The 13,218-nt window shown below is 52.2% G+C and carries 11 protein-coding genes and 1 riboswitch; of the genes, 1 reads left to right on the top strand and 10 read right to left on the bottom strand.

Annotated features, from left to right (window positions below):
* Positions 1 to 53: 53 nt before the first annotated feature.
* The 6 genes from XI25_RS28155 to XI25_RS28130 all read right to left on the bottom strand — a co-directional run bounded on the left by XI25_RS28155 (position 54) and on the right by XI25_RS28130 (position 6,248).
* On the bottom strand, positions 54 to 722 hold the full coding sequence (locus tag XI25_RS28155; RefSeq protein ID WP_046681168.1) for a methionine ABC transporter permease: 669 nt from the start codon (positions 720 to 722) through the stop codon (positions 54 to 56).
* Positions 722 to 1,738, bottom strand: coding sequence for a methionine ABC transporter ATP-binding protein (locus XI25_RS28150; RefSeq protein WP_046681167.1), 1,017 nt, complete (start codon positions 1,736 to 1,738; stop codon positions 722 to 724). The genes XI25_RS28155 and XI25_RS28150 overlap by 1 nt, the downstream gene beginning before the upstream one ends.
* A gap of 138 nt (positions 1,739 to 1,876) precedes the next feature.
* Positions 1,877 to 2,022, bottom strand: a riboswitch (SAM riboswitch).
* Between the two features lie 114 nt (positions 2,023 to 2,136).
* Positions 2,137 to 2,856, bottom strand: a complete 720-nt coding sequence (locus XI25_RS28145; protein WP_046681166.1) for a Cthe_2314 family HEPN domain-containing protein — start codon at positions 2,854 to 2,856, stop codon at positions 2,137 to 2,139.
* A 23-nt stretch (positions 2,857 to 2,879) separates the two neighbouring features.
* Positions 2,880 to 4,661, bottom strand: coding sequence for a UbiD family decarboxylase (locus XI25_RS28140; RefSeq protein WP_046681165.1), 1,782 nt, complete (start codon positions 4,659 to 4,661; stop codon positions 2,880 to 2,882).
* 82 nt (positions 4,662 to 4,743) lie between these two features.
* Positions 4,744 to 5,718 (bottom strand): COX15/CtaA family protein, encoded by a 975-nt coding sequence (locus XI25_RS28135; RefSeq protein ID WP_046681446.1) that lies wholly within the window; start codon positions 5,716 to 5,718, stop codon positions 4,744 to 4,746.
* A 185-nt stretch (positions 5,719 to 5,903) separates the two neighbouring features.
* Complete coding sequence (locus tag XI25_RS28130) at positions 5,904 to 6,248, bottom strand: thioredoxin family protein (RefSeq protein WP_046681164.1); 345 nt, start codon at positions 6,246 to 6,248, stop codon at positions 5,904 to 5,906.
* Positions 6,249 to 6,368: 120 nt separating this feature from the next.
* On the opposite strand from XI25_RS28130, the gene XI25_RS28125 reads away from it, so the two are divergent.
* A complete protein-coding gene (locus tag XI25_RS28125; RefSeq protein WP_235440480.1) occupies positions 6,369 to 7,613 on the top strand; it encodes a DUF2515 family protein in 1,245 nt (414 codons plus the stop codon).
* Between the two features lie 217 nt (positions 7,614 to 7,830).
* Here XI25_RS28125 and XI25_RS28120 read toward each other — a convergent pair whose 3' ends face one another.
* From XI25_RS28120 to XI25_RS28105, 4 genes are all read right to left on the bottom strand, one after another.
* Positions 7,831 to 9,456 carry a putative polysaccharide biosynthesis protein gene (locus XI25_RS28120; RefSeq protein WP_046681163.1) on the bottom strand — a complete coding sequence of 542 codons (1,626 nt, stop codon included), beginning with the start codon at positions 9,454 to 9,456 and terminating at the stop codon, positions 7,831 to 7,833.
* A gap of 148 nt (positions 9,457 to 9,604) precedes the next feature.
* Complete coding sequence (locus XI25_RS28115; RefSeq protein WP_046681162.1) at positions 9,605 to 10,084, bottom strand: DUF456 domain-containing protein; 480 nt, start codon at positions 10,082 to 10,084, stop codon at positions 9,605 to 9,607.
* 7 nt (positions 10,085 to 10,091) lie between these two features.
* The gene (locus tag XI25_RS28110) at positions 10,092 to 10,844 is read right to left on the bottom strand and encodes a Cof-type HAD-IIB family hydrolase (protein ID WP_046681161.1); all 753 of its coding nucleotides are present in this window, start codon (positions 10,842 to 10,844) and stop codon (positions 10,092 to 10,094) included.
* A 300-nt stretch (positions 10,845 to 11,144) separates the two neighbouring features.
* Entirely contained in the window at positions 11,145 to 13,214 is a 2,070-nt protein-coding gene (locus tag XI25_RS28105) for a peptidoglycan D,D-transpeptidase FtsI family protein (RefSeq protein ID WP_046681160.1), read from the bottom strand.
* Positions 13,215 to 13,218: the final 4 nt, after the last annotated feature.

Below are 13,218 nucleotides of genomic sequence, written 5' to 3'. Positions count from 1 at the left end.
AAGTTTTTACGCACTGATTTATGCGTGCTTCTTGCTTATGCCGGCATCTCGTTTTATTTACGCGTAAAATGCCTTACAAGCCGGTCGCCAGCCATTTGGAGCAGCTGCACGAGAAGCACCATGAGTACAACGGCGACAATCATAACCTCGGTTTCATAACGGTTGTAACCGTACTTGATGGCCAGGTCACCAAGTCCGCCGCCGCCAACCAGTCCCGACATCGCCGTGTAAGAGACCAGCGTTACGATCGTGATCGTCATCCCGGCGAGCAGACCCGGTCGAGCTTCAGGCAGCATCACCCTCATGACGACTTGGCGCGTGGACGAACCCATGGCGTGAGCCGCTTCAATAACGCCCTTATCCACCTCGTTCAGCGAGGTTTCAACAAGCCTTGCAAAGAAAGGTGCCGCACCGACCACAAGCGGCGGTATCGTGCCCAGTACCCCGTAGGATACGCCGACGATCGATTTCGTAATCGGAATCATGGCCACAATAAGGATAATGAACGGAACCGAACGCAGGATATTCACCACGAACGACAGTATCGAATATCCGAAGCGCACCCAAACGGAGGTCGATCGAGCCGACATGTACAGCAGTACCCCTAGCGGAAGCCCGATAAGAAAGGTAAACAGTGCCGAGGATCCCAGCATTCGAAGCGTATCCAGGGTTGCCGTAACAATCTCTTCCCAATTCACTTCGGAAAAATCCAATCCGAACATCAGTTCATCACCTCCACATCGAGTCCTTGTTCCCTCAATTTTTGAATCGTCCGCTCGATCGCCGCTTGATCCCCTTCAAAGCGTACGATCAATTGGCCGTACGGGGTATCTTTTATCGTGGAAATCGTCCCTTGCAGTATCGCAAAATTCACGCCCGTCTCCTGGACCGTATGCGACAAGGCGGACTCATACGTCTTGGCACCCAAGAACGTGATTTTCGCCGCGCGGGAGTTTTCCGTCTCGGAGCCCTGAATCGCCAGACGCAGCGCTTCTCCGCTATCCGTTTCGTTGCGGACAAACTCGCGGGTAACTTCATGCTGCGGTTTAAGAAACACCTCCGTCACCGGCCCCTGTTCAACGATGCCCCCCTGATGAATGACCGCTACCCGGTCGCAAATGCTATGGATGACATGCATTTCGTGGGTAATCAGCACAATCGTCAGATTGAAGCGCCGGTTAATGTCCAACAGCAATCTCAGAATCGAATCCGTCGTCTGCGGATCCAGAGCCGAAGTGGCCTCATCGCAGAGCAGCACTTCCGGATCGCTCGCCAATGCCCTTGCGATGCCCACGCGCTGCTTCTGTCCGCCGGACAGCTGCGCTGGGAACTTGTCCCGATGGGCTTCCAATCCGACGAGTGCAAGCAGTTCGCTCACCTTCCGTTCCACTTCCGCCTTAGGCGTCTTGATCAATCGCAGCGGAAAGGCGATATTGTCAAATACGGTGGCCGATGACAGCAGATTAAAATGCTGGAATATCATGCCGATTTTCCGGCGTTCCGCCTGAAGCTGCTTTTTGCCGAGAGCCGTCAGGTTGACGCCGTTAACCCATACCTCGCCCGAAGTCGGGCGCTCCAGCAAATTAATGCAGCGGATCAGCGTGCTTTTTCCCGCTCCGGAGTGACCGATCACCCCGAATATTTCGCCTTTTTCAATCGACAAATCCAATTCGGACAAGGCTGTCATGAGCGTTCCGGCTTTTCCGTACTGCTTTGTCAATCGTTTAAGTTCGATCAATCCCGTTCCTCCCCTTCCAAATTTCCACATCTATTTTCCATCAATTCGTTTCCGTATCCCTTGAGCAGAGCAAAAATAAAAGAGCCCTATTCTTCGCAGAATCAAAAAGGGCTCTCTTTACGTAAAGACGAATGCCTTTTCTCATCTGTCAAAACCGCGCCCAAGCGCAGTCTTGAAGGAATTAGCACCATGACACTCTTGACGTCAGCATATGACTGCATGATCCGTCAGGAATCGGTTGCCGGGCTTCATCGGGCCTGTCCCTCCGCCTCTCTCGATAAGAAAACATCGATATGAAATTTTTAATTGATTTATTTTCAAAAGCATTGCAACGAATGCAATTGTAAGTATAGTTTCTTTTCAAGCGTTTGTCAAAAGGAATTTATAGGAGTCTCATCCTAAGCACGAATGCCTTTTTTCGCCCAAAGATTATTCGTGTAATGGTAAGAAACGGCAAGCGTTTTGCACACCATGTCGAGTCCCTGCTTCAGATCGTCCAGATGTTGGTCCAGATCCTCCAGCTCCACCTTATCGTTCAGTCCTTTGTGGCGCTGCCACAGATCATCTTGCATTTCGGAATTCATGTAATGAATCTCCGCGTTGCGCCGCTTCCGCAGGACAGACATCGGAACCTTATAACTGTTCTTGATGTCCTCCAACCGGTTGGCCAATTTATCATGCATCTTCAAATACCTGAACTGGCGCAATACCGTAAAATAGGAAAAGTGAGCCTTCACCTTGGAGGTATGGAGATCATACATCTCATTCAGCACCGTCCCGAGTTTATCAAGAATGGAGAAAACCCTGATAAATCCGTTTTTATAAAAATAAACGTACCGGGCATATTCTCCCTGCTCCTCCATGGACATGTCATCCACATAACCAGCCCTTACCGATTTGCGGAAATGGGAAGCTGCAAACCAGCTTTGCTCCAGCTCGTCCAAAGAAACGATCAGTCCCCGAGTCCATACTTCCATTTTGCGGAAATTATGGGTCGGGTCCTGATTCTTCTCTATTTCTTTCTCCAGCAGCCGAGTAGTCTTTACCATGGCCTCGATGGCGTCTTCCATCAGACCGTTGTTGTGTCGGGGCTCTTCCCCGAGCAAAAGTCGAAGCATGGCGGTTCCCCCTCGAGTCAAGTTCACAGCGTCGATGGTTTATTAAAATACTCGTGCCAACGCTTATCCACCGTCTTCACGATGTCCTCGCGCGGGAACAGCTCATCCGGATAACCGGGTTTCATCCGGGCATCAATCACGATCGGAAGCTTGTACGACAGATGATGATCTCGCACTTCCGCTGCCGCAAACATGTCGGTTGCCGGGTTAAAGCGCGTGAACACGGTCCACAGGAAGGAGGTCTGCGTAGCAGAGGTTTGGGCCGCATCGTCGACCAGAATGACCATCGGCCATGCCGTGTCCCGTTCCCCCATGTGCTTCATGGTTCGTTCGGCAAGTCCCGGATCCTGTTCGTAGGAGGCGCCCGAAACGACAAGGCAGCCGCCGCAGTAGGCCTTGACCTGATCGATGCCCGGGATATTCCCTTCCTCGTATACGCGGGGGAGCTCACGGACCGGCTGCCCGATGCCCAGCATGACGGCCTTGCTGCCGTGGTTCAGCTTTTTCCCGGTATAGTCGAGCGTATCATGGGATGTGTTATTAAATATAAACAAATCGGTTGATGGGTTAAACCGTTCCAGCACCGCTTCCAGCGTTTCGTTGAAATCCGACAAATCCAGCGGACGGTTCGTCAGCATAAGGAACTTGGTCAAGGACAGCTGTCCTTCGCCTAAAATCCGGAAAGCCGAAACAAGCGCCTCCCTGGAGTAACTTTCGCGAACGACCGCGGCGGTGAGGGCATGGAACCCGGTCTCCGCATAGGTCCAGAGCGAACGTACCGCAGGCATGACCATCGGAAAAGCCGGCGACAGCAGGCGCTGCAGGAAATCCCCAAGGTAGTAATCCTCCTGGCGCGGCTTGCCGACAATCGTCGCGGGGAAAATGGCGTCTTTCCGCCGCCACATATGTTTGACGTGCATTACCGGGAAATCGTGCGCAAGGGAGTAATAGCCATAGTGATCGCCGAACGGGCCTTCTAAGCGACGTTCGTGAGGAGGCACCAGCCCGTGTATGGCAAACTCGGCCTCCGCCGGAATGCGATGGCCGCCGAGCGGATTATCCGTGAGCGGCAGCTTTTCTCCCATAATGAGCGACGTCAGAAGCAGCTCGGGCAGATGCTCCGGAACCGGAGCGATCGCCGATGCGATCAGGGCAGGCGGCCCTCCGACAAAAACGGATACGGGCAGCGCCTGGTTCTGCTGCTCGGCTTCGTAGTAATGAAAACCTCCGCCCTTATGGATTTGCCAATGGATTCCCGTCGTCTGATCGTCATAGATCTGGATCCGGTACATGCCTAAATTATGGTCTTTAGGCTTGGACGGACTCTCCGTATAAACGAGCGGCAGCGTAATGAAAGGGCCTCCGTCCTCCTGCCAGCTTGTGATTTTGGGCAAATCCTTTAATGGCCGATCGGTAACCTGAACGCCCATAATCGGCGCATCCTGCTGCGGTACCGTCTTTAGGCCTACCTTTAAAATATCCTTGATCAACCCGCGTTCATTCCACAGAGCCGTAAAGGTCGGGGGAAGCAGCGTTTCCGTTGCGCCGATGAGCGATTTCATGAGCTGTTCGGGGCGCGGCCCGAAGGCCATGTCCACACGCCGCGGCGTTCCGAATAGATTGGTCGCTACCGGGAAAGGAGTTCCTTTTACGTTGGTAAATAATAGCGCGGGTCCCCCCTCTTCGATTACACGGCGATGAATTTCGGCAAGCTCCAGGTAAGGATCGACCGGCGCATCGATGACAGCCAGATCCTTCTCCTTTCGAAGCGTTTCGAGCCATTGGCGCAAATTGGTATAATTCACAGCATTACTCCCCCTATAAAACAAAGTCCCCGAACGGGAAATGTCGCGGACTTTGCAAGATGATGGTTTTGTTTTTCGGGATCTATACGCTCTTCCGGTACGGAACAGCCCTTTCATCGTGAGGCATCGCCTTAAAAGGCCGGCTAAGCTGCCATACCCGTACGCTTAAGTAGCTTAGTACCCCGAAGAGCGCGGATATCAACAGCGTGTGCCCCAAGGCTGCAAAAATATATATCTCGTCGTTATGAAGCGTCGCCATCAGCAGCGGGCCGCTCAATACCTGCATCAAGCAGAGCAGCACAGCCGAAACTCCCAGCATTTGAACCTCGCGGTTCTCGCGGTGACGCCAGAAAGCAAAATGAGCCATGATGGCGACGACCAGCAGCAGCAGGGCTGCAGCCACCCGGTGCATGAAAGCGATGCCCACGCCGCCGGTCAGCTCCGGAATAACCTCGCCGTTGCACAGCGGCCACCCAGAGCAGCCTTCCCTTGAATCCGTATGGCTGACAAAGGCTCCGATGTATACGACGATATAGGAATAGAGGGTCGTCCCCCATACCAGATTCCGAAACCCTTTGCCGACTCTCGGCAGCTGTTCAAGATCTTTCGGTTCCCTGGCCCTTTCCAATCTGCGCATCCCCAGAGCGAGCATAACGGAACTTGCGAAGGCAATCAGGGAAAAACCGAAATGGAGCGCCATGACAGCCGCCGATTGCGGGGCCATCACCGCCATTGCGCCCATGATCGCCTGGAGAACGACAAAAATCGAGGTCAAAACCGAATACGTCACCAGATCGCGTCGGTCCCGCTTATATGCCCAAAAAGCGATAAGGGAAGCCAGTGCCGACAATCCGGCCATGCCGCTAACGGCCCGGTGGGAGTACTCGATCATCGAGGACACCGTGTAAGCGGGAACAAACTTCCCGTTGCAGAGCGGCCACTCCTGTCCGCAGCCCATGCCGGAATCTGTTTTTGTCACAACCATGCCTCCAAAGGTAGCCAGGAACATGACCAGACATGTGATGTAGCTGAGCCATTTTAATTGCTTATTATTCAACATTTTCACCTGCTGCCCGTATTCGTAATATCAAAACATAGCATTCGCGGTTTCTTGATAAGATTAGAATAAAGTCCAACATATATTATAACTGATGGACAGCCTTTGATCATAGACCGATTGTGACAAAATGTTCAAAAATAAAACACCGCCGCCCGCAAAAAGCGGTTGGCGGTGTGACAATTTTACTTGTGAATCGCTTGGTAAACCTCTAATGCCCGATCCAGGAAAGACTCGATTTCTTCTCTGGATTTGCGCAGCTTATTGACGAAACGTACCAGTTCGCGTCCGTCGGTGTAGGCCACAAAGCTTGGAATGCCCAAAATGTTCTGCTCTTGGCTGACGTCTCCCACTTTGTCGACATCCACTTCAACTAACGTCAACCGGTCGGCATATTTGGTTTCCACTTCCGGCATAAACGGGTCGATAAACTTGCAGTCGCCGCACCAGTCCGCTTTAAATACGGCTACCGTCAATCTCGGCGACTGAATCGAAACCTGAAATTCAGCTTCTGAAGCAATCTTTTCCATGGGAATCTCTCCTTTCCTCTGAATTCCTTCTCCCTAAGTGAAGCAAAATGTTGAGTGGAAGTCAAATTTTAGAGCCATACTTAGATTGAAATCATAGACGAACGGAAAGAAGGTGCCTTCATGAGATATTCCCGGGAGCACAGGATCCGCCGCGGTTCTCTCTGGTCTCTGCTAAGGTCGCTCCCCCGGGCCGCAGGCGAAGTTTTCAGCGGTTTGGCCGCAGCATGGCTGTCATCCGGCGAGCTTCGCCGCCGTCAGCGGGTTCTGGCCTGGAATGAGGGCGCCGTCAGAAGCATTACATGCCAGCTTTATAAAACGGCGGAAGGATGCCGCCGGGAACGAATAGGAATTTCCGCGAAGCCGGATGGGACTGCAATTTCCGGGAGAAGTCCGGACGAGCTTCCCGTTTCCGATCACCTGCTGATCCAGCGGATTCATGAAGCCGTAACCGAAGCGAATAAAAGCAATATTACAAGGACGCGGGCTTATATTGCATTTTACGAAGAGTACCCGGAGATTCACTGGGCTTTGCTTGCCCATATGGTTTCCCGCAACGCCGGATGGAATATGACCGACCTGAAAAGCGGCCTGATGTCCGATCTGACCGACAGCCGATTCAAAGAGCATATGTACCGGTTCCTTGAACGATGCAATGCCCTTATTTTTCAGGACGCCTACCCTCAGCTTCTTCTCTATAAACACAGCAGGGAACTGAAGCGCAGCTGTTTTCATCTTCTGCCTCATTTTCATGTGTCCGCTTTTATGACGCCTTTCTGGGAACGGTTTTGGATGGACCGAAGCAGCTCGCTTTTGACCGTCGCATTGATCATTAATGAACAGAACTATATCGAGGGACGCGTCGTACGGCATCCTTATTTCCGGCAAAATGTCTTGAGGCACCCTTCGCTCCGGTTGTATGAGATGAGCCGCCTGAACCAGGTTATTTTTCCGTTGGGGTCCAGCAACTGCCGACATGACCTATTCAAGGAGTCGATCCTTCCACTTCGGCCTCTGACCGGGATCACGATGAACCATTTTGCCGATCCCTCCGCGCGAATCAAGGCGGGAAAAACGCTATATGCCATGCTGTTCGGGTACGACGCCGTTTTTCAGGGCGTCCTTCAATTCGTGCACTGTTCCCCACACCTTGGATCTCGGGAGGAATACTGGCCGGCCCTGTTTACCTTCCGCCGAAAAAATGCCTTGGACACTCCGAATGAAAGCTCGGAGCTCCTTCAATGGGAATGGCTTCCGGAAGGGAACCGGATGTACAGTCCAAGGTGGAACAGGTATGGCGCGACACCGAATACGAGCCGATTCCCCGTTACGACTGGTTTCAAGAACCGACCATGCTCAGGCATCTGACCAAACCCGTTCGGCCTTTTCTTTTCGATATGACGCATGCCCACCGCTCTGCGCTGGAGAGAACTTCTATGGCCCATGATGGACGCGAATGGCTGGAATGATGGTAAAGATGACGGCGTTTTTGTTGGAAAGCATTAGCCGCGATAAACCAAAAAAAGCTCCTCCCCGAAGTCCGATCAGACCCGGAGAGAAGCCTTTTTTGTGTAATCGTTTCGTTTTAACCCCGTTCCCTCAACCGGGATGGCTGGAGACGCATGAGCGGACGGAACAGCTTTTGCAGTACCCGCGGATAGCTTGACAGCTCCGATTGGCGAAGAACGCCGAACACGACCAGAAGCAGCACGTAAATAACCGAGGTGACGGCCCCCACCAACAGGCAGGTGATAAGGAAGGCAAGGCGGGCAGGCATAAGGCCCACCAACTGATTGCCCAGCTCATTCATTCCGTAACCCGCCGCCAAGCCGGCGAGAACCGTAATGGAAAAGCCTGTCCACCGGGTGCCCAGAATGGAGAACGGAACGATCATTTTAATGGCCCGGATATTCAACACCGTGATCAAAAGGAAACATAGCGACGTAGCCCCGATGATCCCGTAAATGCCGAACAGCGGGGCAAGCAGGACGCTCGCACCCAATTTAACGATAATCCCGATCATGACATGCACCATCGAAACTTTGGCTTTCCCGATGCCGAGCAGGATGGAACCCGACGTCATCATCGTGATTTGGAAAATGGTGCCGAACGTAAGCATCGCGATAATTCCGCTGCCGTTCAGGGAGCTGAATAACAGGCCGTTCACGGAGTAAGAGGCCGCCACCAGCGCAATCACGATCGGCATGCCCGTCAATATCGAAATGCGGAGCGCCATCGTCACCTGATTTTGCAGATGCTCCTGATCCTTCCTCGCGTAAGCCGCCGAAATAATCGGGATAAGCGATTGACTGAGCGCGATCGCGAGGATCGGCGGGATTCCCGCGATGCTCTGCGCACGGGTGCCCAGCACCGCAAGGGCGGCTGTCGCCTCATCGGAACCAACCACGCCGTTCAGCAGCGGCTTTACGATGGAACCGTCGATAAAGTTGACCGCCGGAACCGTCAGCGACGACAAGACGATCGGAATCGACAGCGTAAAAATCGCTTTATAGATGCCGCCGAGCGGAATCGATGTATCCGGCCCAGGAAGCTGAAGTTTGCGGTCCTGGCGGCGCAGCTTAATCGCAAAAAAGATCATGACGCCAAATGCTGCCAAGCTTCCAAGCACGCCGCCAAAGGAAGCCCCGGCCGCTACCCATGTATCGTCATACCCGAGACGAACCAGAACATAGGCAAGGCCAATGCCGGTTACCACCCGGGCGATCTGTTCGACGATCTGCGAGACCCCGCCGGCCGTCATAAAGTTTCTTCCCTGGAAATAGCCCCGCATCATCGCAATGGTCGGGAACAGCAGCAGCGCGGGCGCAAGCGCCTGTATCGCCGCGGCCGATTCCGGCACTTTGGTGACATGCGTCGCATAATAAGGTGCCGCGAAGTAAAGGAGCAGCGTCATTACGATGCCGGCCCCTGCCGAGAATATAAGCGCCGCCTGGTACACCCGTTTGGCTTCCGCCGGTTTGTTCAGCGCATATCTTTCGGATACCATTTTGCTCAGCGTGCTCGGAATGCCTGCCGTCGCCAAGGCGAGCAGCATCAAATAGACGTTATTTGCAATCGTAAAGGAGGAATCCCCTATGTCATTGAGCATGTGCTCAAGCGGAATCCGTTGAACAAGGCCCAGTACCCGCGCTACCAAGGCAGCCGCCGCCAAGATGATCGTACCTTTGATGAATGATTCTTTCTTTGACAAATCCTTACCCTTCTTTCTTCCGAAAGGCGCCGTATTCGCAGCTGTTTCGGCCCAAGTAGAAACAACTCCGCCGTCCTATCTCAAAAGACGGCCGTGTTTCTGCGAGAAATATCGGAAACATAAATGAATTTCATGGTTTCTGAAATTTTTAAAAAATCCATATAAAGAATATGATAATCATCGCAAGCTGTAAAATGATTTTTACCACAATGCTGCTGAACAAGCCCAAAACCGAGCCCAGTCCGACCTTCACCGACTTCCCCGGAGGCGAGCCGGCCATCATCTCCCCGATCAATGCCCCGATAAACGGGCCGATGATCAACCCGAAAGGAGGAAGCGCAAAAGGACCGATGATCAATCCGATGGTGCTTCCCCACACGGATGCTTTGGAGCCGCCAAGTTTTTTGACGCCCCAGGCGTTGACCGCATAATCCGCTATAAACAAAACGATAAGAATCAGAGTCTGGATAATCCAGAACCATACGTTGTAATGCCCGAACGTAAAGAACCAGCCGTACACGAACAGCCCCAGATATATGGCAACCACTCCCGGCAAGATCGGGTATATGGCTCCGGCCATGCCCACCACGAAAAGGGCAATAACGATAATCCAGCCGAGTACATCCACCTATGAATCACTCCCCGCGCAAAATATAATCGCGTATAACCTCGACGATTCCGTCATCGTTATTTCCCGCAACGACGATGTCCGCTTCATCCTTGACGGTCTGCTGGGCGTTGCCCATCGCAACCCCTAATCCGGCGGCCTGAATAACGGCCAGATCATTCAGGCTGTCTCCGCAGGCAACCACCTGGGACATTTCAAGGCCAAGCAGCTCGCATACTTGCCCGATGCCCACCGCCTTGTTTACGCCCAGCGGATTAATCTCCAGGTTATGCGGGGACGAATTGGTAATTTCCAGCCCGCCCATGTTTTGAAGCGACATCAAAATATGATGGCGGATTTCGTCATCCTCGGTATGATAGCCGAACTTCAACCACTCGTTGCTTTCGATATCGATATGTTCATCCCAGGTATTCTTGTTGTACACCTGCTCTACTGTATACGCCCAAAACCAGGAGCCGGTTTCAACCGCTAAATCATGCATTTGCCGCACAAGCTTCACGTCAAGCAGGGCACGACGGTATAAATCGTATGGCGCACGCCAGACCTCGCTGCCGTTCACGGTAACCATCGGCGTCGTCAGCTCCAGCTGCTGTGCGTACGGATAAGCGTTTTTGAAGGCTCTGCCGGTGGACAAGCAGACGTGGACGCCTTGACGAACCGCTTCCTTGATCCATTTTACCGTTTCCTCCGAGATGGTTTGATCGTCCCGAAGCAGCGTTCCGTCCATATCCAGTGCCAACAGCCCGTATTTACGATTCATTGGTGATCCCCCTCTTTGTTTCGCTCTCTTGATTAGACATAACGCCATTTTACCACAAATGAAAAAGAAGCCAAATGCCGCGATTTGGAAGAAAAGACACAATCACTCCGGAAAGGCAGCTTAACTCGTATAATGCGGCAAATTGAAACAGCGGCACCTTCTCGAAAGTTTTGGCCGTGTTTTGGTAGGCAAGCAAAACCGATTCCGTCGTCCTTCCTCGAGAGACGTCAACGTTATTGCGAGAAATAAAAAAACAGGCGGGGATGTCCCGCCTGCTATTTCGATGCTGCTCTAACCCGATTAAGGTGTGTTCACCGTATTTGCCTCGCCGTCTTCGGTGGTCTCGGCCTTTTTAGGATGCGGGGTTCCGTCCAATCCGTACACCTCGTCGTAGGCATCGAAGATTTTACGGGCAATTGGAGCAGCACTGTAGGCGCCATAACCGCCTTCGGGGATGATGACGGCCACCGCCAATTTAGGATTCTTGCGCGGCGCGAAGGCGATAAAGACACCATTATCCGTGTCGATTTTTCTACCCTTGTCATAAATGGTCATCTGGGATGTCCCCGTTTTCCGCGCGAAGTCATAACCGAATCCATCGAAGGAAAGAAGTCCCTGGGTGTTCATCCCTTGTATAACCTCGTCCCAATACCGGTCAGGAATATCCACTTTATTCAGAACCTGGCGCTTAAAGGTTTTGACCACCTTGCCGTCCTGGCTCTCAATTTTGCTAGCCAACTGAGGCTTGATCCGTTCGCCCCGATTAGCGAGCATAACCGTATATTGGGCAAGCTGAAGCGTGGAGTAACCTCCGGATTGTCCGAATGAAGCAAAGGAAAGGGCCGCCATAGGACTCCCTGCCGCTTTAACATTCGTATAGTCAATTTTCCCTTTAAATTCCCTGGGTAGTCCCGCCCCCGTATCGACTCCCAATCCAAATTGCTTCATATATTTGTCCCATACCTCTATACCTTTAGCACCGTACTTTTTAAACAGTCTTTCACCAACCATGTCAATCATGAAGGCGTTCGAGGATTTTTCGATCGCTTTTGCCGGATCAATCTGACCTAGAACTTTACTACCCGAGTTTCTTATCTTGCGGGTATCTCTCCCTATCTGAGCGTAGCCTTGGTCAAAATAATAATCGTTCGTCCCGAACAAATTTTCATTAAGCCCGATCAGCACGCTCAGCGGTTTGATGGTCGAGCCCAGCCACGGAATGGAATCCAGACCTCTTGCTGAACGGCCGCTGTTGAATGGAGAGATCGTACCGTTGCCCATATACGCTTCTACACTTTTCCAATCATCCGTGCCGTCCTTCCACACATTGGGGTCGTAATCCGGAATACTTGCCATCGCAACCACGTTTCCGGTATCCACCTCCATCGCGACCGCATAACCGGTCTTGGCTTCGGGATGGGTTCTACCCGAAAACGGGGTCGTATGCAGCCACTTGAGATGATCCACGATCGCCTGCTCCGTCTTCAGCTGGATTTCCTTATGGATCGTGCTGTAGACATTATGGCCTTTCTCCGGCGGAACCATCATCGGCACGCCGTCAATCATGTTTTGCGGATTGATCGGTATGCTCATATATCCGCTTTTGCCCCGAAGCTCGTTCTGGAACAGCATTTCCATACCGTCCACGCCGACCCGTTCCGTTTCGGTGTATCTCAGGCCGGGATCTTTCTGATCTTTGTTTTTCCGATCAATATTGGCATACTTATCGATACTTTTAACGCCTTGGAATTTCTTCAAGTATCCGATGGTTTGAACCGCTACCGTATCCTTGTCGTAATATCGGATGTTTTCCTCAACAATTTCGATGCCCGGAAACAAATCCTTGTTTTCGATGAAATACGCAACCTCTTTGTCGGTCAAATCCCCTTTGATCCGCCTTGGCTCATATCCGTGCTGCTTCTGCGAGTCCAGATCGAGCTCTTTAATGACATCGTCATATGTCTTCTTGTTATCGGGATTGCCATCGCCGTATTTGTCAAAGACGGCAACAATATCCTTGGCTATTTTCTCGATTTCCGGGCGGTTTTTTAATCCCTTCTCGTCCTTGCTGTTGTAGTTCTTCAGCAAAGTCACGTACAGCGCATTGGAAGGCTTGGAATACGCGATCGGCGTTCCGGCAGCATCAAAGATGGTGCCCCGGATCGGTTCCAGCGGGAAATTCTTGGTCTGGCCCCCGGTTTCCTGTTCCGTAAGCTCCGGCCCTTCCACAAATTGCAAGATCGCAAGCCGGATAATAATGACGCAAAATATAATAAACGTACTGAAAAAGAACAAATTAATCCTCAGATTAAATTGACTACCGGCGTCTCCTTCATCCGGTTTCCTTTTGCCCGGCTTAAAACCTTTCACCTTA

The sequence above is a fragment of the Paenibacillus sp. DMB20 genome (genome assembly GCF_000987955.1).
In the GTDB taxonomy this organism is placed as follows: domain Bacteria; phylum Bacillota; class Bacilli; order Paenibacillales; family Paenibacillaceae; genus Paenibacillus_AQ.
The sequence above is the reverse complement of the archived record's forward strand: the minus strand, read 5'-3'. Positions and strand labels throughout refer to the sequence as shown.